Below are 20,094 nucleotides of genomic sequence, written 5' to 3' on the forward strand. Positions count from 1 at the left end.
TCATGCCAGGAGCTGCACGTTTAGGAGACAGTTGTGCTGGTCACGGCTGTTTTCCCGCTACCCCGGTCATTGCGGGCAGTGGCGATGTGATTATCAATGGCAAACCGGCGGCGCGTAAAGGCGACGCGGTGTTACTGCACGCCTGTCCCTGCCCGAACATGCCGCACGGTGTGCACAGTCGGGCGATTTCCGCCGGTTCCGGCACGGTGATTATCAACGGTAAGCTGGCCGCCCGTATCGGTGATGCCATCGGTTGCGGCGGGTCAGTGGCGGCAGGAAGCGGGGATGTGATTATTGGCGACACACCTTACCAGTCGCCGGTGAAATCCTGTGCGGAACAGTCCGCAAAAAGTCGGGCCCCACTGTTGGCGCTTACGCCGATGTTACTACCCGCCATGATGGAGTGGGCCGCGACTGCCGAACTACCGGTGCTGGATGAAGCGCTGACCGTATTACAGCGTAAAGATCGCTATCTGGCGCGGGCCAGGCTGGCGCAACAAGCATCGGCTATGCCGGGCCTGAAATATGCCGCCACCCGACTGGCGTTTAATAATGACAGTATCTTGCGTGCTGAAGCGGCGCAGTATGTTTACTCTGTGGATGAATTCCGCCGAGGTGCGAGGTCGGTATTACCTAAATCCCCCGTCGGATTGGATTTGATTAATCCAGATAGCGTGACAGGGCTAAAAGATGCGGTATTTATGGATAAAAATACCGGCTTTGGCGCAGCGCTGTTTAAATCCTCGATAAATGGCGAAACCATGCTGACATACCGGGGAACTAATAATGCTGTGACAGGAAAACAAGATTGGATGACCAATTTATCGCAAGGAATGGGGAAAGAATCAGCTCAATATAGTCAGGCTATGGATTTAGCAAAAATGGTGAAACGCTCAATGTCACCGGCACCATCAATTGTTGGTCATTCATTAGGTGGTGGGCTAGCTTCTTCTGGGGTTGGTGTTACCGGATTAAAAGGATACACCTTTAATGCGGCTGGATTGCATGAAAATACAGTGGCACGTGTAGGTGGTATGGGATTAGATAAAATCGGGTCACTTATTAAAACTCAAGCAGTAGATGGTGAAATCCTGACTATGGCTCAGACGTATGGTAAAGCGGCATTGCCGGGACTGTTGTCGGGTGCAGGGGCATTGATTGGAGGCGGTGTCGGTGCTGTTGTGGGTGGAATTGCTGGCGCTGCGACATTATTGAGTGGGGCCTTGCCTAAAGCGGCCGGGAATATGATGCCGTTGCCTGCATCAGGCGGCTCTCCGTTAGCACGCCATGGTATGGATCAGGTTATTGCGGGTATTGAGAGCCAGAAAAAGGATGATATTGGTAGTATTACTAAGGCACTTAAGGGGGCGTAATGCAATGGCTCAAATGGTTGGGGATACTGATTATTGGAATATTAACCGCCTGTCAGGCAGGAGGGCAGAATATGCAGGCCAGTGAGTTTTTTAAACCACCGATGGTGAATGTGTTATCCAGTATCCAGAAAGGTGATGAAGCCGCAGCCCGACAACAGTTGTCGCAGGGGGTAAACCTGAACGTATTGGGTGCTGAAGGGATTACCCCTCTATTGTGGCTGATGATGCAACAGGACAAGGACGGTGCCAGACTGGCGTTAAAACTGGGTGCGGACCCTAATTTTCGAACGGGTACAGGCACGACGGCTGTCAATATGGCCGCTGGCGCGAAATCACCTGAATGGTTGAAAATGATGCTCGATGCTGGTGGTGATCCTAATTCCCTCGATCACAACAAGGTACCAGCGCTATTTAATGCGATAGCGGAAGAACGTTGGGCGGATATCAAATTGCTCGTTGAGCGTGGTGCTGATGTCAATATAGTCGATGGGCCAGGCCGTAACAGTGCACATTATGCAGCCTATTTGAACAAATATGATGTGACTTACTGGTTAATCGAAAAGGGGGCTGACATTCACCCCTATGATGCAACAGGAAGTAATCTGGCATGGACGGTAGAAGATAGTTTATCACTTATGGATCATAGCTCGCCATATTATCCCTGGGCGCTGAAAGTAAAGCAGTTATTACAACAACGTGGTATCAAATTCCCTCCTTTATCGCCAGCGGAAGTACGGGAACGTCGCGCTAAGGGAGAATCCCTTTGAAGTGGTGGCACTGGCTGCTGGCTTGCCTGCCGCTGCTAACTGCCTGTCAGGCAGGGGGGCGCAGTATGCAGGCCAGTGAATTGTTTCAGCCGCCGATGGCGACATTACTGCAAACTATCCGCAAAGGTGATGAAGCGGAAGCCCGGCGTCAGCTTGCTCAGGGGCTGAACTTGAATATTCAGGGCAAAGAAGGGATTACACCGCTACTGTGGCTGATTTATGAAACGCAGGATAAGAATGCGGTACGGCTGGCGTTAAAACTGGGTGCTGACCCGAATTATAAAGATGGTTTTGGAGATAGTGCGGTCAATACCGTTTCTGGTGCAAAAGATCCTGAATGGTTAAAAATGATGCTTGATTCAGGGGGAAATCCAAATGCTATAGATAGAAGAGGGCAACCAGCGTTATTTAGTGCTATAGGTGAAGAGAGTTGGTCTGATATTAAACTACTGGTAGAAAGAGGTGCTGATATTAATTTGGTTGATAAGCACAATATCAACAGTGCGCACTATGCGGCTTATCTGAATAAATATGAAATCGTTTATTGGTTAGTTGAGCACGGAGTAAAAATCGATAATTATTCAGATACTGGGAGTAGTCTGGCATGGAGAGTTCATGACAGCCTGTCGACAATCGACCATCAAAATACGGCTTATCAATGGGCCGTGAAAGTCAAACAGCAATTACAACAACGTGGCATTAGATTCCCTCCTTTATCTCCGGCAGAGGTTCAGGATAAGTGGGAAAAAGGAGAGTCCCTTTGAAGTGGTGGCACTGGCTGCTGGCTTGCCTGCCGCTGTTAACCGCCTGTCAGGCAGGGGGGCGCAATATGCAGGTCAGTGAATTGTTTCAGCCGCCGATGGCGACATTACTGCAAACTATCCGCAAAGGTGATGAAGCGGAAGCCCGGCATCAGCTTGCTCAGGGGCTGAATCTGAATATTCAGGGTAAGGAAGGTATTACACCTTTACTTTGGTTAGTCATGCAAAAGGATAAATCTGCTACTCAATTAGCATTAAAACTAGGTGCAGATCCTAATTTCCGTGCAGGTAATGGAAATAATGCTGTTAATATGGTTGCTGGTGCGAAATCGCCTGAATGGTTGAAGATGATGTTAGATGCCGGTGGTAATCCTAATTCTATGGATGCCAATAAATCACCTGTGTTATTCAGTGCAATCAATGAATCACGATGGGATGACATTAAGCTTCTTGTTGAACGAGGTGCTGATCTTAATTTAGAAGATGCACAAAAGCGGAATAGTGCTCTATATGCAGCGTATATTAACGAGTATGAAACGGTATATTGGCTTATTGATCATGGTGCGAAAGTAGATACTTATTCTGCAACAGGTGGAAGCCTGGCATGGAGAGTCCATGACAGTCTATCGATAGTTGCTAATAACTCTCCAAATTACTCATGGTTGCTAAAGGTTAAACAGCAATTACAACAACGTGGCATCAAATTTCCCCCATTATCGCCAGAGGAAGTGCGGGAACGTCGTGCTAAGGGAGAACCCCTTTGAAGTGGTGGCACTGGCTGCTGGCTTGCCTGCCGCTGTTAACCGCCTGTCAGGCAGGAGGGCGTAGTATGCAGGCCAGTGAATTGTTTCAGCCGCCGATGGCGACATTACTGCAAACTATCCGCAAAGGTGATGAAGCGGAAGCCCGGCGTCAGCTTGCTCAGGGGCTGAACTTGAATATTCAGGGTAAGGAAGGGATTACGCCGCTGCTATGGTTGATTTATGAAACGCAGGATAAGGATGCGGTACGGCTAGCGTTAAAACTGGGTGCTGACCCGAATTATAAAGACGGCTCAGGAGACAGCGCAGTAAACCGGGTATCAGGTGCTCGGGATCCAGACTGGCTGCGTATTGTTCTGGATGCAGGTGGAAATCCGAATTCGATAGGACGACTTGAGCAACCGGCGTTATTTAGTGCGATAGGTGAAGAGCGTTGGGCTGATATCAAACTGTTGGTAGAACGAGGGGCTGATATAAATTTAAAAGATAGTTTGGATAGAAATAGTGTGTTGTATGCTGGGTACTTGAATAAATATGAAATTGCATATTGGCTAATAGAAAAGGGCGCTGATATTACCATATATGATGCGACAGGTAGTAATATGGCATGGACTGTGGAAGATAGTTTATCTGTCATGTCACATAATGCGGCGTCGTATCCATGGGGTATTAAGGTAAGAGAATTGCTACAGAAACGCGGGGTGAAATTTCCTCCGTTATCTCCTGCAGAAGTACGGGAACGTCGCGCTAAGGGAGAACCCCTTTGAAGTGGTGGCACTGGCTGCTGGCTTGCCTGCCGCTGTTAACCGCCTGTCAGGCAGGAGGGCGCAGTATGCAGGCCAGTGAATTGTTCCAGCCGCCGATGGCGACATTACTGCAAACTATCCGCAAAGGTGATGAAGCGGAAGCCCGGCGTCAGCTTGCTCAGGGGCTGAACTTAAATACTCAGGGTAAGGGAGGGATTACACCGCTACTGTGGCTAATTTATGAAACGCAGGATAAGGATGCGGTACGGCTGGCGTTAAAACTGGGTGCTGACCCGAATTATAAAGATGGTTCAGGCGACAGCGCAGTAAATCGGGTATCAGGTGCTCGGGATCCAGACTGGCTGCGCATGGTTCTGGATGAAGGTGGAAATCCGAATTCGATAGGACGACTTGGTCAACCGGCATTATTTAGTGCAATAGGTGAAGAACGTTGGGCAGATATTAAACTGTTGGTCGAGCGTGGAGCCGATGTCAATTTAGTCGATGGACAAAAAACAACAAGTGTCCATTATGCAGCCTATTTAAATAAGTATGATATTGCGTATTGGCTTATTGAACATGGTGCTAAAGTTGATACTTATTCTGCAACAGGGGGGAGTCTGGCGTGGCGGGTGCATGAAAGCCTGTCAATTATGGCGCAGAGTTCACCGCAGTATTCTTGGTTATTAAAGGTTAAACAGCAATTACAACAACGTGGCATTAGATTCCCTCCTTTATCTCCGGCAGAGGTTCAGGATAAGTGGGAAAAAGGAGAATCCCTTTGAGATGGTGGCACTGGCTGCTGGCTTGCCTGCCGCTGTTAACCGCCTGCCAGACAGGAGGGCAGAATATGCAGGCCAGTGAGTTTTTTAAACCACCGATGGTGAATGTGTTATCCAATATCCAGAAAGGTGATGAAGCCGCAGCCCGACAACAGCTGGCGCAAGGGGTAAACCTGAACGTATTGGGTGCTGAAGGGATTACCCCTCTATTGTGGCTGATGATGCAGCAGGACAAGGACGGTGCCAGACTGGCGTTAAAGCTGGGTGCGGACCCTAATTTTCGAACGGGGACAGGCACGACGGCTGTCAATATGGCCGCTGGTGCGAAATCACCTGAATGGTTGAAAATGATGCTCGATGCCGGTGGTGATCCGAATTCCCTCGATCACAACAAGGTACCTGCCTTATTTAGTGCGATTAATGAAGAACGTTGGGCTGATATCAAATTATTGGTCGAGCGTGGTGCAGACGTGAATTTGACTGATGGTCAAAAAACGACGAGCGCACATTACGCTGCTTATATTAATCAATATGAAATCGCATATTGGCTAATAGAGCACGGCGCTAATATTAATACGTATTCTGCGACAGGGGCGAGTCTGGCATGGACGGTAGAAGACAGTTTATCGCTTATGGATCATCGGTCACCACATTATCCCTGGGCGCTGAAAGTAAAACAGTTATTACAACAGCGTGGCATTAAGTTTCCCCCATTATCGCCAGCGGAAGTACGGGAACGTCGTGCTAAAGGTGAATCGCTGTAAATAAAGCATTTCGGGTTGTCTCGTATTCTATTTCATCGCGTTGTAACGCGGTACGGCCAATTTTTTCTACGGTTCTTTCTCATTTTTCCTGACCCAATAGCGTTATTTAAAACTGAATAACGCTACTGGGCGTGCTTGTTAACTCTATTCATTATCCCAGTGAACATCATGCCAATAACGGGCTATACCCTGTTTGAACTCAGTCAGCATTGCGCGCAGCCACTCTATGCCATTGTCGACCCGATGCATTATCCGGCGTTGCCGGATTTCTGGCGTGCCTTTCAGCCACGGGCGGCGCAGATATGGCATCCCTTGCGTTTTGACGGTGCCGGTGACGACTGGCAGAACTGGGCACCGATGGTGGTGCTGGTGGAAGAAGGCGAGCCGGGAGAAACCCTGTTGCACTGGCTGGCGGACACACAACCGGCGCGCCATCAGGGGGTGATGCTGATGCATAGCGATCAACCCCTGAGTCGTGTGGTTGATTTCTGGCAACAACGCCTGCGGTGCCGTTATCCGGATGGCACGCTGGCACTGCTGCGCAGCTATGCGGCGGATGTGCTTCAACTCTGGTGGCAAACGTTGAATCACGACGAACAGGCGGCGTTTATGGGGCTGCTGACCTGCCTCTATCTACCGCTGAAAGAGGATGAGCCGGACGTACCTTGCCGCTATCAGGTGCTAACGAAACCGGATGAGACGCCGTTGAAGCCGACATCGCTGTCCGATGATTACCTGATCACCCTGAATCGCTACCAATTCTATCTGTTATCCAACGACAACCGCTTACACCGGCTGGCAAATGAACTGTTTCTGCATGTCAGTGCGCTGTACTGGGCCGAGCTGGATGTCGAGGTGGTAAAACGCCGCTTTCTCAGCGGTATTGCGCTGGCACAAGCGTGGTACCCACAAGCCTCGGAAGCGGAATGTGAAGCCTGGTCGGCTCACCGCTGGGTGATTGGCAGCGAGTTTTATCACCACCCGGTTTTTATACACCTGCTTGAGCGTTATTCACTGGGCGACAGCATTCGGATTTTCAAATCCGACTCCGCCAGGGTGGACGATGTTCGCCTTCATTATCACCGGCCCGGCTGGATGCGGGACGAATTACCGGATACGACGGAGGTTATGCCGTGAGTCTGTCTCACTCTTTTTTGACGCTGCAACCGGAAACCGAAGCCGACTGGCTGGCGCGGCTCAACGCCGGAGGATGTTTTGTGATTGCTGAGGCGGCACTCAACGACGCCGTGCCCTGGCTGGCGGAGCGATGGGGGGGAAGCCTGGAACAGACCCGGTTGTATTGGGGGGAGGCCGGGCGGGTGCATGCGTCGGTCTCGCCTTATTGCATTCCCGTTCACGCCACCAACTGGGCACAGGTACGCGAGCACGTACTAACGCAGGAAGGATGGGGCATCGGTGTGCAACTGGCGTGGTTTATGCAGGCCTACTCGCCGCTCGATCAACTGCGGGAACTGGTGAAACACCTGCGCCAGTGGAGCCTGGTTACGACGCAGGAAGGCGAGAGCGCGATTCTGCGCGTCAGTGACTGGCAGGTGGTTCAGCCGTTGTTGTTCGCCAGTACGGTGCAGGAAGCCACCGCGCTGTACGGGCCGATCGCCACATTTTGCGCGCTAGCGCCAGACGGCAGCCTGCAAACTCTGAGCCTGACGGAACGCGTCGCACACCCTCTGCCGGAGACCTTGCCGCGCCCGCTCAGTGAGGCGCAGTGGCAGGCGCTGCTGGCTCCCTCGCTGCGCAATACGCTGGAAGGGTACATGGCACACCTGCGAGAGCATCATACGCGCTGGCAGGACAGCGACGACGACAGCTTGCTGGATTTTACCCACCAGCAAACCGAACAAGCCCGTATTCAGGGGTTCAACAACGACCGCGATATCGTGCGTTATCTGGCGCTGGCCACCGAACTGACGCCAGCCTTCATTCAGCAGCCGTGGGCACAAACCATTTTGTCGCAGCCGGAGTATATTGGCGCGCACAACCGGATGGATCGCCTATACCAGGCAGCAATTGACCAACTGGACGACGCATAATCTAACAGGACGTTTTCATGAGCGAGAATAAAAAAGCAACGCTGATGTCGAGCGAAGAAGCCGCCAGTCAGAATTTTTCCACCGATAACAAAATCTCGGGTGGGTGCGCCAAATGTGGCTGCGAAGTGCTGATTCATTACCACTATGACTCGGGAAAACCGGTGCCCAACGCACCGTTTGTACTGATTGACAGCAATCAGACTGAAATTCACGGTAAAACTGATGCCAACGGGCTGTGCAAAATCTACGACATGGGCTGTGATGGTTTTACGCTGATGCTGGATGAAGGCTCGGATGACTTTACCCCCCGTGAAACCGTGGAAAACAACCCGGTATTACAGTCCAACCCGGCGTATGCCACGCTGGCAGGTGAGTATTTCACGCTGTTTCTGTTGCTGCGTAAGCAAGGACTGGTGAGCTATGACGCCGACGACAGCAGCGATCGCCATGTGGATGTGGACGGTGCCGGGCTGTTTACCTCCATTCCCAAAGAGTACCGCAAATCCTATGACCGCTTCTGGGAACTGGATAAGCGGGTTAATCGCGGTAGCCGCGATCTTAAACGGGCGGTCAATAAAATTCACCACAGTCTGGCGGCAGAAGTGGCGGACAAAGGCGGGGATGATAATGCGGCACTGATGCTGTTTTGCGAAATCGCGCTGGGGTTTATTCCCGTGGTTGGGCAGGCCATGGATGTGTACGCGATTGGCGAGTGGAGCTGGCAGTCGTATAAAGAACCGGCAAAACTGGATGACCCGTTACATCTCGCCGAAGGCGCGCTTTGTGCGATCGGCGTCATTCCTGGGTTGGGCGATGCGTTGAAGGTCAGCGGACGGGCGATCATCCGTGCGCTCAAAAAATCCACCCCCAAAGAGCTGCAGTTTGCCATCAAGACCATCCGCAGCCTGTCTGACGGTAATCTGGTCAAAGGGCTGACCAAACTGCGTTCTGAACTGCGACATTACGGCGCGCAGGCCAAAGATTTGTTGCTGAAAATTCATGCGGCGCTCAAACAGGTGCTGGCCGAGTCAAAATTGAAGAACAACTGGATCGTATCGCTGATGAAAGACAGCTTCAGCGCCATGATCACCGCGCTGGAAAAGCTGATCGCCAAATATGACAACGCGCTGGCATACATCGAAGCCAAATTCGATGAATTCATCGGTAAGGTTGTCACCCGTGTGACCGGCACCCCCCGACCGAAAGGCAGCATCGCGAAAGCCACCGCTGCACCCAAAACCACTGCTTCACCCAAAAACCCTACGCACGCAGAAAGCCAGTCCGCTAAACCCTCGGCACAGGGTGAGAGTAAAGCGACTCCGGCAGCGAAACCGAAAGAAGCCGCCAGTAAGAAAAAAACACGTCAGTCATCGGAAGGGATGGAAGACATCAACGCCGGGAGTAATAAGGGCGAGCATCCGGATAACACCCCACAGAAGAAAAAAGCCGGGGAGGACGACAAGGCGTGCAGCGCCAACAGCAAACACTGCCAGAGTGAGGGTGAGCCGGTGGATATGGCGACCGGCTACGTGGTGGACTGGCGCACCGATTTCACACTTGGTGGCCTGCTGCCGCTGGTGATGAAGCGCTATTACCGCTCTGGCGGCGAGCGCAAACCGGGGCTGCTGGGGGCGTTGTGGCGCAGCAACTGGGACATGAGCCTGACGCTGGAAAACGGTGTCGCCACCCTGACCGACGGTGAATTCAACCAGGCGGTATTTGTGCTGCCCGAAGAGGGGGAACAGAGCCGGGCGGCGTCCAACCCGTCATGGCGGCTGAGCCGCCAGCAAGGGCAACTGGTGTTACAGCACGTAGACGGGCTGCGCTACCGCTTTGAGCACGCACTGGGGCTGCACCTGTGCCTGACCGCTATTGAAGACCGGTCGGGCAATCGCATCACCTTATTGTGGGATCGTTCCGAACTGTGCTGGGTTAGCCTGCCGGACGGGCGGCTGGTCCACGTGGAAACACAACGGCGGCGGATAACCAGGCTGACGCTGTGCGACGAGCACCGCCAGCCGCTGAAAACGCTGGTCAGTTATCAGTATGATGCGCAAGGCTATTTGCTGAACGTGCGGGCGGGTGAAGGGCGCAATTTCGACTATCACTACTCCCCGCAGGGTTGGCTGCTGCGCTGGTCAGATTTAGCGCACACCTGGGTTGAGCACGAGTACGACGCCGCGGGGCGCTCGCGGCGTGACCGCACGGCGGGCGGGTTCTGGCCGGGCGAGTTTCGTTACGACGATGACGCCTTCACCAGCCATTACCACAGCGGGTTTGGTGGCGTCACCACCTATGTCCGCGATGCGCGCAACAACATTCTGCTGCGCCGGGAGCCGGACGGCGGGGAATACCGCTTCGAGTGGGTGGATAACCAGCTGGTGGCGGAGATTGACCCGCTGGGTGGACGCACCGAATATCAGCGCAACGACTGGGGGCAGGTGACGGCGGTGACCCTGCCGGACGGGGCCACGCATCGCTATGATTACGATGATGACGGCCAGTTGCTGGCCTATACCGACCCGATGGGCAGCACCTGGCGTTATACCCGCGATGCGGCAGGGCGGGTGGAAACAGCGAGCGACCCGGAAGGGCGGACGTGGCAGCACCGCTATTCATCGCAGGGGCTGTTATCGGGCGTGACCGGGCCGGACGGCCGGGTGCAGCGTTATCACTACAACCGTCGTGGGCTGCTGGAGCGTCTGGAAGCGGAAGGCACCTCACCGGTGACCTTCTTCTACGACGGCCATGACCGGCTGACGGAGCGGCACATTGCGCATGAACAGGGCGTGCAGGTGCGGCGGTGGGTGTACGAAGGCGGTCGTGAGACGCCGGAGAAGGTGATTTACGAAGACGGCAGCGAAACCCGGTTTGGTTACGACGGTGAAGGGAACCTGACGTCGGTGACGGATGCGCTGGGCCAGCGTTACCAGTTCCGCTACGGCGCGTTCGACAACCTGCTGGAGGCGACCGACCCGCTGGGGGCGAGCGTCCGCTATCATTACAATGCGGAGTCGGAATTCGCCGGGGTGACCAACAGCCAGGGTCAGACGTGGCAGTACCGGTTTGACACGGCGGGCCGGCTCAGCGAGGAGCGGCATTACGATGGCCGGGTGTACCGTTATGACTATGACGTGGCGGGGCAACTGGCGAGCCGACAGGCACCGGACGGCAGCCGACTGGTGTACGGGTATGACGCGGTCGGTCGGCTGAGCGTGATTGCGGCGGTGCGGGCCGACGGGGCCAGCGAGGGCACGACAACCTTTGCCTATGACCTGTCGGGGCGGCTGCTGAAGGCGGCGAGCCCGGACGCGGTGGTGGAGTATGCGTACAACCGCGCCGGACAGGTGGTGAGCGAGACGGTCAACGGCGAGGTGGTGGCGTCAGGGTATGACGCGGCGGGGCAGCGCAGTGCGGTGTCGGGGCTGCTGGCGTCGCTGAGCCTGGGGTGGCAGGGTGGCCGTCTGACGACGCTGGGCATCGGTTCGCACCAGCCGCTGACGTTCAGCCACACGGCGTCGGGGGAGGAGCGGCAGCGCAGCAACGGGGCGGGCTTCGCGCTGCGGCACGAGTGGAGTGCGACGGGGTTGCTGTCGCGTCAGGCGCTGGACGGCGTGAGCGGGGTGCTGGAGCGGCGTTACCAGTACGATGCGCTGGACCGTCTGACGGGCATCAGCGACAGCCACTGGGGCGAGCAGGCGCTGCGGCTGAACGGCACGGGCCAGGTGGTGGCGGAGCGGCGTGAGCAGGGTCGGCAGCAGCAGGCGCGGCTGTTTGGTTACGACAGTGAGCAGAACCTGTGCGAGATATCGGCGATAGTGCCGGACGGGGCAGGCAGGCTGTCGACGGCCAATGCGGTGGTGCAGGCCTCTTCGGGTTATGATGCGGCAGGGCGGGTGGTGATGCGTGGCGACAGCCGGTATCAGTACGACGCCTGCGGTCGGCTGGTGAACAAACGGGAAAGCCGCGCCGGTTTTCGGCCACGGGAAACGCAGTTCGAGTGGGACGCGCAGGACCGGCTGGTGAGGGTGAGGCTGCCGGACGGGGCGCGGTGGCGGTACCGTTACGACGCGTTCGGCCGTCGAATCAGCAAGGTGTGCGAGGGCCAGGCGCCGTCGGCGCAGGCGGTAGCGCGGGTGGCGTACCGGTGGGACGGCGACCAGCTGTCGGGCCAGACGCAGTACTGTGCGGACGGGAGTGTGGCGCGGGCGGTGCAGTGGGTGTACGAGCCGGGGAGTTTCCGGCCGCTGGCGCAGGTAGAGGAGAAGGGAGAGCGCACGCAACTGCACTACATCGTGACGGACCTGACGGGAACGGCGCGGGAGCTGTGCAGCGAGACGGGCGAAGTACACTGGCGGGGCGAGCAGGGGCTGTGGGGGGCGCACCGGGAAGAGAAAATCCCTGTCCCGTTACGGCGCTGGCTGGGCGATGCGGCGAACGAGGAAGTGTACTGCGAGCTGCGCTATCAGGGGCAGGTGTACGATAGCGAGACGGGGTTGTATTATAACCGGCATCGGTACTACGACCCGACGCTGGGGCAGTATATCTCGGCGGACCCGATAGGTTTAGCGGGAGGGCTGAGGCCGCAGGGGTATGTGACAAATCCGATGGAATGGATTGACCCGCTAGGGTTGGTTGGATGTCCAGTTAAGAAATATGAGGTCAGTACTTATAATGATCTGAAAAATCGTTCGGTGAGTGGTGATGAATTGGATATACATCACGCTATGCAGAAACATCCTGCTGGACAAGTTGTTCCTGGCTACGATCCTAAAACTGCTCCATCTATTGCTATTCCGAAGGTAGAGCACCAAGAGATTCCAACGATGAAAGGTCCATATACTGGATCAGCCAGAGATCTTTTAGCAAAAGATATTAAGGATCTTAGAGAATATACAAATGCCCCTGCTTCTTCTATAAAAGAACTGATCAAACTTAATAAAGAAATGTTCCCTGACGCTTTTAAAAAGCTTCCTAGAAAATGAAGGTGAATATATGAATGCTGAACAATTTGTTGATGTTATAAGAAAAGTGGTTACGGAATCATCGGTTAAAGGTATTGAATCGATATTAGAGTCTCCACCTGGGCGGAAGCCAAGGAAGGATTTATTAGAAATGTCAGCGTACTACAATGAAAGAACGGATGAGGAAAAGGAAGTAATAAATAAAATAATAAGACTCTCCGTAGATAATGCGGTTTTTGGTTTTTTATGTGTTTTGGATGGTGTGAGAGCTATTGAAGATGAGGAAGAAAAAGGAACTCTTTCTCTAATTTATAAGAAAAATGAAGAAGTGATTTTAAATAAGGACGAAGATCTACACGATTATTACAACGCTGTTTAATAAAAAGCCGGAAGTGATCCAACGATCCTTCCGGCTTTTTTCTATTTAACTGTCAGCGTGATTATGCCAGCATCACATCCGGTTCAGCCCGAATAATGATCTTACCGGGCAGCGCTTCAATGCTGAACGGTGGGGTGAGTAAGCCACTTTGGGTGAGCCAGTCGCCTGCCAGCGTCAGTTCGCCGTTGTCACTTACCCAATCAGCCCCTTCTGTCTCGCTGCCATCCAGTTCGGCCACCAGCGCGGCGATATCGGTGTCGTCGTCCAGCCGGGTCAGCATCAACCCGTTACGGTACAGGCTGATACGAAACAACGCCCCGCCGGTAAAACCGGCCTGTGCCAGCGCGGTGCCGCTCAGGGTCAGTTCCGGCAGGTCGCCCTGCTGCCATGCAATATCAATATCGACGCTCATTGTACACCCCCAACATCCAGCCCGCCGGGAAACCCCCTCAGCCACCGAGCCACTGCCTGTTCATCGAACGCGGCAATACTGAGCGCGTGCAGGTCCTGCCACAGTGAGCGGATATCCTGCGTGGTGATGACAATGCAGCCGGGCATCACGCGCAGCTTCAGCGGCTGCCCGGTGCAGAACCCGGCTTCCTTCAGCCAGTGGCCTGCCAGGGTGATGGCGGGGGTGTCGTGGTTGCCTTTAACCGGTCGGTAGCCGACACGGGTAAAGCGCTCCGACAGAGCAGAAACGGCGGTCATGCCGAAAGAGAACGACGCGTACAGCCCTGACAAGGGTTAAAAGAGCGAGTATGATTAAATCCTACGTGGCGGGAGAAGGGGGTTACCAATGAGAACGACACAGCAGATGAGTATCACGTTGCCGAATGAGATGGCGGCACTGGTCAAAGCGCGCGTCGCCAGCGGCGAATATGCGTCGGAAAGCGAAGTTATCCGTGAGGGTCTTCGGGCGTTGCTGGCACGTGATAATGCGGTGGAAAAATGGTTGCAAGAGCAGGTTGTTCCGGCCTGGAATGCGCTGCAAGAAACGGACAGCCTCAGTGGTAGCGACATCAGAAACAGACTGAAAGCCGAGCACAAGAAGGCGACCGGAGAGTCATAATGGAGTATCAAGTGGTGTTCGCCCCCGAAGCAGAAGAGCAACTGGCGGCGTTGTATCGCTATATCGCGGAGGCTGCGACACCCAATACGGCACTCAGCTACACGGAAAGCGTGGTTGATTACTGTGAATCATTATCCCTGTTCCCGGAGAGGGGAAGCACCCGTAATGACCTTCTGGCAGGGTTGCGGGTAACGAACTACCGTAAAAGAACGGTCATTGCCTTTATGGTGGAGGATGAGAAAAAGCGGGTAACGGTACTGGGTATCTGGCACGGTGGTCAGAACTATGAACGTGACCTGCTCACGGATGAGGCAGACTGAGAACACTGCATCGTCGGGCAGTCCTTCGACCTGACGGCCTCCGTTGCAGGGCGTTATGCCCGCGTGGCTGCGTGGGGGCGCAGTTGCAGGCTCCTTCCCCGTTCGCCAGTTCACACCCCGGTGCTTTCATGCAAAGCCGGGGTCATCCTTCAGCCACATCAAGACCCCACATCTCCACGGCGGCTTGTGTACGCAATTGCATCTCGTGATTTGCGCGTGCAATCGTCAGGTGGGGGTCTGTAAGCACTACGGTGTCGCGAGTGGCACCGGTTTCTTTGCCGCCAAAAAGCGTCTTTAAGAAATTGATCATTGATACTCTCCTGGTTTCTCATTTGGCGTGAATTGGCATTTGCTCTATTGGCGCTGGCATTATCCGATTTTTACCTATTCGATTTTTACTATCCGATTTTTCGCTCTTCTTCTCCAGCCATCTTCACACAGCATGATATTTCCCTTACAGCGAATATGCCCGTGCCTTATACCCAAAACATCATTATTGCGCGGTAGATAATCTTTGCCGGTAGGGAGGGCTGGGGTAGAGTAGATTATTCCCTGAGCGCCGCTCTGGATGGGAAAATAAACACCACAGCAGGTGGCTGAGGTGTGAATGAATAAGGAGAGACGTATGAGCATTGCTCCAGCGCTGATTACACGGGCCATTGAATGGCGCCGCACTCTGCATGCCAGCCCGGAATTGGGGTATCAGGAACACCAGACATCCCAGATGGTGGCTGAATTACTGACCCAGTTTGGTTTTCAGGTTCATACCGGACTGGCGGGAACGGGGGTGGTAGGCACGCTGGAGAATGAGCCGGGGCCGGTCATTGGGTTGCGTGCCGATATGGATGCGCTGCCGGTCACCGAGCTGGGCAACACCCCCTATCAATCCCGACACCCTGGTGTGATGCATGCCTGCGGCCATGACGGTCATACGGCTATGCTGCTAGCGGCCGCCTGCCACCTTGGTGAGACCCGCCGTTTTCGCGGTACGGTACACGTCATATTCCAGCCTGCGGAAGAAAACCTGGGGGGCGCGCGTCGTATGGTAGAAGAAGGGCTGTTTACGCGTTTCCCAATGGACGACATTTATGCATTGCATAATTGGCCGGGGCTACCTGTCGGGCATGTTGGGCTGAGTAGTGGGGCGATGATGGCCTCTCTGGATTCGTTTGAAATTATCCTGACGGGAAAAAGCTGTCACGCGGCGATGCCGGAAAACGGCGCAGACCCGATTATGGCGGCTTCTCAACTGGTGCTGTCGTTACAAACTATTCCCTCCCGTCGTCTGTCGCCCCAGTCGTCTGCGGTGATCAGCATCACGCAGATTGCCGGGGGCGAAGCTATCAATGTGATCCCGGAAAAGGTCGTGCTGCGAGGTACGTTGCGCTGCTTGCAATCCTCAGTGCGTGATCAGGTCAAGGCATTCATTGCCCAATTCGTGGCGCAAATTCCAGAGACATTCGGCGTCACCGGTGCCATAACCTATTATCCCGGCTATCCGGTCACCCACAATAACGCACAGGTCGCACAAACCGTGCGGGAGGTGGCCGAAATAACATGTGGCGTAAACCAGGTGCACTGGGATATTGCGCCGTCAATGGCGTCCGAAGATTTTGCCTGCATGCTCGAACAGTGTCCCGGTGCCTATTTCTGGTTAGGTGCTGATGGGGATACGCCGTCTCACCCGTTGCATAATGCCTGCTATGATTTCAATGATGCGCTCATTCCACATGGCGTTGCCTTGTGGGTAGCATTGGTGGAAAAACGCCTGGCAATTAGCTAAGAGCCTATCCCATTAAGGCTGTTTCACCGGCCATTTTGGCCCTGGGCAGTGCTCGAACTCCTCACGTACTCCGTGTCGTTCTGCCTGATGGCAGCGAAATCCCTGACGATACCCATCACTGCTAACGGCCCTTGTTGGAATGGGCCGTTTTTTTTGTGCTTTTTTGTGGGGTATTGGGCCAGACGAGTGTTGGACCAGGCGATAAGCCGACTCAGGGCGCTTGTGGAAACGTCCTATCGTGGACAACAGACTGTGTTGTTAAGCAATGCTACAGGTTATGACGTCATGCGAGTAATTTAAGGTAGGTAATGGAAACTATTTTTCCATAAAGTGATTGTTTATTTTCTTCTTGTCTTAAATTGCAATAACGGAAAATAAAACAGCCATTTTTCCCCATGGGTATTGTCAGTTTATGTAATGTCACCCGATTTTTTACTGATGAAGTGTCCTATGCGGTGATTAGCCTATTTGTCACGTTTTTAAATTGAAAAACACATTGGTTTTTTATTTGTTTTTCACGGCATAAGTAGTGGTGAAATGTTCTCTGATAGGGTGTTATAGCATGAAGATAATCGGTTTTTTTGAATCGATAATATCACACATTAAAAATAGGCTTATTCTTAAAATTGATTAGTATGGTAATTGTTTTCGAATCTAACGGAATTAGAGAGGCCAAAAATACCCGCTTTTTAGAAAATTGTAATCTGGAATTATGCCTGTGATTTGGTGGGTTTATTTCGTGTTTTGGGACTGGTATTTTTATTATGTTATTGTTTTTTAATGTGTTTTGTTTATTTGGAGCTTCAGAGTGTTAAAAATACATTGGCGTTGACCACGCGTTGGCGTTATGTGTATGATTGGCTAACGAAGCAGAAATATATCTACACATTTTGAATACAGTTCTGTCGTTTTTATTTGGCTTAGTGATTCCATACGGTTTAAGAATGCGGTAAGTGAATGCGCCGAGGCGGCGGGTTCTATTTCGTGCATATCGTTGGTCGAAAAACAAATAGTCTATTTGTTCGCTGAATAGCCCGGTCTGTCATGGATTCTGGCGGGTTTTCAGTAGGATTCGACCTTATTTTTTCGGGCCAGGGTGCCCTCACGTTGGTATTGAAATATGGCAAAAGGAACTGACGGTGCATCTGTCGCACCAAAGGAACGTATTAATATCAAATATGTCCCGGCCACTGGTGGTCAGCAGGCGGAAATTGAACTCCCGCTTACGCTGATGGTGGTGGGAAATATGAAAGGACGCACAGAAGAGACGCCGATTGAAGAACGTCAGACGGTGTCTATCGATAAGAATAATTTCACTTCGGTCATGAAAGAGGCCAACCTGGAGTTGAATTTCAGCGTACCTAACCGTCTGGAAGAAGACAGCCAGGATGACCTTCCCGTCAAACTCAGCATTGCTTCGCTGAATGATTTCTCTCCCGATCGTATCGCACAGCAAGTGCCGGAACTGCGCAAATTGCTGGAATTGCGAGAAGCACTGGTCGCCTTGAAAGGGCCGCTGGGTAATATTCCCGCTTTCCGTAATCGCCTGCAGGACCTGTTGTCCAGCGAAGAAGCCAGAGAGCAGCTGCTCAAAGAGCTGGATCTGGTGAAACCCGCCGAATAATTGATTGTCACTGACGAGAAGGGAAACAAACATGTCAATGGTTGAAGAACAGGCCCAGACAAGCGCGGCCGGTGGTTCATCATCGCTGCTTGAAGAGATCATGGCGCAGGCGCGCATTACCCCGGTGGATGAAGGTTATAACGTCGCCAAACAGGGTATTGCCGCACTGGTAGCAAACATTCTGGATAGCGGCAACGCAGCCGAGCCGGTGAACAAAGCGCTGGTCGACAGCATGATCGTTGAGCTGGACAAAAAACTCAGCAAACAAATCGACGTGATTCTGCATGCTCAGGAGCTACAGGAACTGGAATCCTCCTGGCGTTCACTGAAGCTGCTGATTGATCGCACCGATTTCCGTGAAAACATCAAAATCCTGCTGCTGCACGCGACCAAAGACGAGCTGCTGGAAGACTTTGAGTTTGCACCGGAAATTACCCAATCCGGTTTCTATAAACACGTGTATTCCAGCGGCTACGGCCAGTTCGGCGGCCAGCCGATCGGCGGGGTGATTGGCGATTATGCGCTGACCCAAAGCTCGCCGGACATCAAGCTGATGCAGTATGTCAGCGCGGTAGGCGCGATGGCGCATGCCCCGTTTATCTCCTCCGTTGCACCGACTTTCTTCGGTGTAGACAGCTTTACCGACCTGCCATCGATCAAAGACCTGAAGTCGGTGTTTGAAGGCCCGACCTATACCAAATGGCGCTCAATGCGTGAGTCGGAAGATGCCCGTTATCTGGGGCTGACTGCGCCGCGTTTCCTGGCCCGTTTGCCGTATGACCCGGTAGAAAACCCCATCAAAGGGTTTAACTACAAGGAAGACATCAGCGCCAGTCACGAAAACTATTTGTGGGGCAACACCGCGTACCTGATGGGTACCGCCATCACCGACAGCTTCGCCAAGTACCGCTGGTGTCCGAACATCATCGGCCCACAGAGCGGTGGTGCTATCACCGACTTGCCAGTGCATGTGTATGAAGCGATGGGCCAGTTGCAGGCCAAGATCCCGACCGAAGTGTTGATCACCGACCGTCGTGAATACGAAATGGCCGAAGAAGGTTTCATCACGCTGACCATGCGCAAAGACAGCGATAACGCCGCGTTTTTCTCTGCCAACTCGGTGCAGAAACCCAAGGTGTTCGCCAATACCAAAGAAGGTAAAGAGGCGGAAACCAACTACAAACTGGGTACGCAGCTGCCGTACATGTTCATCATCAACCGTCTGGCGCACTACATCAAAGTGTTGCAGCGCGAGCAGATCGGTTCCTGGAAAGAGCGTCAGGATCTGGAGCGCGAGCTGAATAACTGGATCAAGCAGTACGTCGCTGATCAGGAAAACCCGCCTGCTGATGTCCGCAGCCGTCGTCCGCTGCGTGCGGCACAAATCAAAGTGCTGGACGTAGAAGGCGAACCGGGCTGGTACCAGGTGACCATGGCCGTGCGTCCACACTTCAAGTACATGGGGGCGAACTTTGAACTGTCCCTGGTTGGTCGTCTGGATAAGGAATAACGACTGATGCCGTCGCTCTCTGCCTGGGAGCGGGGATCTGCGGCCAGCCTGTTTGATCGCATCCGGGGAGAGGAGCGTCGCTCCTCCCCCGAAACGGAACTAGAAGACTTGATCGCGTCGGTGAAACGCCAGCTTGATCAAGTGCTGAATACGCGTCCCGGCAGTTGTCGCAGCGCACCTGAGCTTGGCGTGATTGATTTTAATGACGCTACGCAGGGCGGCGCGGATATCCGGGGCAAAATCCGTGAGGCGATCCGGCAGTGTATCTGTCGCTTTGAACCGCGCATTGTCCATGTGGACGTCAGTGCATCGGACTATCTGTCCAATCCGCTGGAGATGTCGTTTCAGGTCACCGCCCATGTGCGGCTGGAAGAACTGGAACAGGTCACCTCCTTCAATATTCATATGGACAGCCACCGCCATTACAGAATGATGTGATT

The 20,094-nt window shown here is 53.6% G+C and carries 20 protein-coding genes; 17 read left to right on the top strand and 3 right to left on the bottom strand.

Features of this window, described 5'->3' with window-relative positions; all coding sequences use genetic code 11:
* Window positions 1–2 precede the first annotated feature (2 nt).
* The 11 genes from FAZ14_RS09480 (at window position 3) to FAZ14_RS09530 (ending at window position 13,348) form a co-directional block, all read left to right on the top strand.
* Complete coding sequence (locus tag FAZ14_RS09480) at window positions 3–1,373, top strand: PAAR domain-containing protein (RefSeq protein ID WP_153508435.1); 1,371 nt, start codon at window positions 3–5, stop codon at window positions 1,371–1,373.
* Window positions 1,373–2,140 (top strand): ankyrin repeat domain-containing protein, encoded by a 768-nt coding sequence (locus FAZ14_RS09485; protein ID WP_153508436.1) that lies wholly within the window; start codon window positions 1,373–1,375, stop codon window positions 2,138–2,140. Before FAZ14_RS09480 ends, FAZ14_RS09485 begins: the two co-directional genes overlap by 1 nt.
* Entirely contained in the window at window positions 2,137–2,904 is a 768-nt protein-coding gene (locus FAZ14_RS09490; RefSeq protein WP_153508437.1) for an ankyrin repeat domain-containing protein, read from the top strand. Before FAZ14_RS09485 ends, FAZ14_RS09490 begins: the two co-directional genes overlap by 4 nt.
* Window positions 2,901–3,665: an ankyrin repeat domain-containing protein gene (locus tag FAZ14_RS09495; protein WP_153508438.1), complete on the top strand. Its 765-nt coding sequence runs from the start codon at window positions 2,901–2,903 to the stop codon at window positions 3,663–3,665. Before FAZ14_RS09490 ends, FAZ14_RS09495 begins: the two co-directional genes overlap by 4 nt.
* Window positions 3,662–4,429 carry an ankyrin repeat domain-containing protein gene (locus FAZ14_RS09500; RefSeq protein WP_153508439.1) on the top strand — a complete coding sequence of 256 codons (768 nt, stop codon included), beginning with the start codon at window positions 3,662–3,664 and terminating at the stop codon, window positions 4,427–4,429. The genes FAZ14_RS09495 and FAZ14_RS09500 overlap by 4 nt, the downstream gene beginning before the upstream one ends.
* A complete protein-coding gene (locus FAZ14_RS09505; protein ID WP_153508440.1) occupies window positions 4,426–5,193 on the top strand; it encodes an ankyrin repeat domain-containing protein in 768 nt (255 codons plus the stop codon). The genes FAZ14_RS09500 and FAZ14_RS09505 overlap by 4 nt, the downstream gene beginning before the upstream one ends.
* Window positions 5,190–5,954 (top strand): ankyrin repeat domain-containing protein, encoded by a 765-nt coding sequence (locus FAZ14_RS09510; protein WP_153508441.1) that lies wholly within the window; start codon window positions 5,190–5,192, stop codon window positions 5,952–5,954. Before FAZ14_RS09505 ends, FAZ14_RS09510 begins: the two co-directional genes overlap by 4 nt.
* Before the next feature lie 168 nt (window positions 5,955–6,122).
* A complete protein-coding gene (locus tag FAZ14_RS09515; RefSeq protein ID WP_153508442.1) occupies window positions 6,123–7,091 on the top strand; it encodes a DUF4123 domain-containing protein in 969 nt (322 codons plus the stop codon).
* A complete protein-coding gene (locus FAZ14_RS09520) occupies window positions 7,088–8,005 on the top strand; it encodes a DUF4123 domain-containing protein (RefSeq protein WP_153508443.1) in 918 nt (305 codons plus the stop codon). Before FAZ14_RS09515 ends, FAZ14_RS09520 begins: the two co-directional genes overlap by 4 nt.
* A gap of 17 nt (window positions 8,006–8,022) precedes the next feature.
* On the top strand, window positions 8,023–12,990 hold the full coding sequence (locus FAZ14_RS09525; protein ID WP_153508444.1) for an RHS repeat-associated core domain-containing protein: 4,968 nt from the start codon (window positions 8,023–8,025) through the stop codon (window positions 12,988–12,990).
* A 10-nt stretch (window positions 12,991–13,000) separates the two neighbouring features.
* Window positions 13,001–13,348, top strand: coding sequence for a hypothetical protein (locus FAZ14_RS09530; protein WP_016943503.1), 348 nt, complete (start codon window positions 13,001–13,003; stop codon window positions 13,346–13,348).
* 61 nt (window positions 13,349–13,409) lie between these two features.
* Here FAZ14_RS09530 and FAZ14_RS09535 read toward each other — a convergent pair whose 3' ends face one another.
* Both FAZ14_RS09535 and FAZ14_RS09540 read right to left on the bottom strand, forming a co-directional pair.
* A complete protein-coding gene (locus tag FAZ14_RS09535; RefSeq protein WP_153508445.1) occupies window positions 13,410–13,760 on the bottom strand; it encodes a SymE family type I addiction module toxin in 351 nt (116 codons plus the stop codon).
* Window positions 13,757–14,056 carry a SymE family type I addiction module toxin gene (locus tag FAZ14_RS09540; RefSeq protein ID WP_153508446.1) on the bottom strand — a complete coding sequence of 100 codons (300 nt, stop codon included), beginning with the start codon at window positions 14,054–14,056 and terminating at the stop codon, window positions 13,757–13,759. The genes FAZ14_RS09535 and FAZ14_RS09540 overlap by 4 nt, the downstream gene beginning before the upstream one ends.
* 88 nt (window positions 14,057–14,144) lie before the next feature.
* Here FAZ14_RS09540 and FAZ14_RS09545 point away from each other — a divergent pair, with 88 nt between their 5' ends.
* A complete protein-coding gene (locus tag FAZ14_RS09545; RefSeq protein WP_016943505.1) occupies window positions 14,145–14,417 on the top strand; it encodes a type II toxin-antitoxin system ParD family antitoxin in 273 nt (90 codons plus the stop codon).
* Window positions 14,417–14,737, top strand: a complete 321-nt coding sequence (locus FAZ14_RS09550) for a type II toxin-antitoxin system RelE/ParE family toxin (protein ID WP_016943506.1) — start codon at window positions 14,417–14,419, stop codon at window positions 14,735–14,737. Before FAZ14_RS09545 ends, FAZ14_RS09550 begins: the two co-directional genes overlap by 1 nt.
* A 142-nt stretch (window positions 14,738–14,879) precedes the next feature.
* On the opposite strand, the gene FAZ14_RS09555 is transcribed toward FAZ14_RS09550, so the two are convergent.
* Window positions 14,880–15,047: a hypothetical protein gene (locus FAZ14_RS09555; RefSeq protein ID WP_016943507.1), complete on the bottom strand. Its 168-nt coding sequence runs from the start codon at window positions 15,045–15,047 to the stop codon at window positions 14,880–14,882.
* A gap of 315 nt (window positions 15,048–15,362) precedes the next feature.
* Here FAZ14_RS09555 and FAZ14_RS09560 point away from each other — a divergent pair, with 315 nt between their 5' ends.
* The 4 genes from FAZ14_RS09560 (at window position 15,363) to tssE (ending at window position 20,092) form a co-directional block, all read left to right on the top strand.
* Window positions 15,363–16,520: a M20 aminoacylase family protein gene (locus FAZ14_RS09560; RefSeq protein ID WP_153508447.1), complete on the top strand. Its 1,158-nt coding sequence runs from the start codon at window positions 15,363–15,365 to the stop codon at window positions 16,518–16,520.
* Window positions 16,521–17,640: 1,120 nt separating this feature from the next.
* Window positions 17,641–18,144, top strand: coding sequence for a type VI secretion system contractile sheath small subunit (gene tssB, locus FAZ14_RS09565; RefSeq protein ID WP_012770486.1), 504 nt, complete (start codon window positions 17,641–17,643; stop codon window positions 18,142–18,144).
* A 31-nt stretch (window positions 18,145–18,175) separates the two neighbouring features.
* The gene (tssC, locus tag FAZ14_RS09570) at window positions 18,176–19,654 is read left to right on the top strand and encodes a type VI secretion system contractile sheath large subunit (protein WP_012884008.1); all 1,479 of its coding nucleotides are present in this window, start codon (window positions 18,176–18,178) and stop codon (window positions 19,652–19,654) included.
* A 6-nt stretch (window positions 19,655–19,660) separates the two neighbouring features.
* Entirely contained in the window at window positions 19,661–20,092 is a 432-nt protein-coding gene (gene tssE / locus FAZ14_RS09575) for a type VI secretion system baseplate subunit TssE (RefSeq protein ID WP_012770484.1), read from the top strand.
* The last annotated feature ends 2 nt before the right edge of the window (window positions 20,093–20,094 follow it).

It is taken from the genome of Dickeya oryzae (assembly GCF_009372235.1).
Lineage (GTDB): Bacteria > Pseudomonadota > Gammaproteobacteria > Enterobacterales > Enterobacteriaceae > Dickeya > Dickeya oryzae.

Bases quoted from the DNA above. Each gene is read 5' to 3' on its own strand.
- FAZ14_RS09545 (WP_016943505.1), top strand. From the start codon at position 14,145: ATGAGAACGACACAGCAGATGAGTATCACGTTGCCGAATGAGATGGCG.
- FAZ14_RS09560 (WP_153508447.1), top strand. From the start codon at position 15,363: ATGAGCATTGCTCCAGCGCTGATTACACGGGCCATTGAATGGCGCCGC.
- FAZ14_RS09515 (WP_153508442.1), top strand. From the start codon at position 6,123: ATGCCAATAACGGGCTATACCCTGTTTGAACTCAGTCAGCATTGCGCG.
- FAZ14_RS09555 (WP_016943507.1), bottom strand. From the start codon at position 15,047: ATGATCAATTTCTTAAAGACGCTTTTTGGCGGCAAAGAAACCGGTGCC.
- FAZ14_RS09530 (WP_016943503.1), top strand. From the start codon at position 13,001: ATGAATGCTGAACAATTTGTTGATGTTATAAGAAAAGTGGTTACGGAA.
- tssC (WP_012884008.1), top strand. From the start codon at position 18,176: ATGTCAATGGTTGAAGAACAGGCCCAGACAAGCGCGGCCGGTGGTTCA.
- FAZ14_RS09540 (WP_153508446.1), bottom strand. From the start codon at position 14,056: ATGACCGCCGTTTCTGCTCTGTCGGAGCGCTTTACCCGTGTCGGCTAC.
- tssE (WP_012770484.1), top strand. From the start codon at position 19,661: ATGCCGTCGCTCTCTGCCTGGGAGCGGGGATCTGCGGCCAGCCTGTTT.
- tssB (WP_012770486.1), top strand. From the start codon at position 17,641: ATGGCAAAAGGAACTGACGGTGCATCTGTCGCACCAAAGGAACGTATT.
- FAZ14_RS09485 (WP_153508436.1), top strand. From the start codon at position 1,373: ATGCAATGGCTCAAATGGTTGGGGATACTGATTATTGGAATATTAACC.
- FAZ14_RS09535 (WP_153508445.1), bottom strand. From the start codon at position 13,760: ATGAGCGTCGATATTGATATTGCATGGCAGCAGGGCGACCTGCCGGAA.
- FAZ14_RS09550 (WP_016943506.1), top strand. From the start codon at position 14,417: ATGGAGTATCAAGTGGTGTTCGCCCCCGAAGCAGAAGAGCAACTGGCG.
- FAZ14_RS09525 (WP_153508444.1), top strand. From the start codon at position 8,023: ATGAGCGAGAATAAAAAAGCAACGCTGATGTCGAGCGAAGAAGCCGCC.
- FAZ14_RS09480 (WP_153508435.1), top strand. From the start codon at position 3: ATGCCAGGAGCTGCACGTTTAGGAGACAGTTGTGCTGGTCACGGCTGT.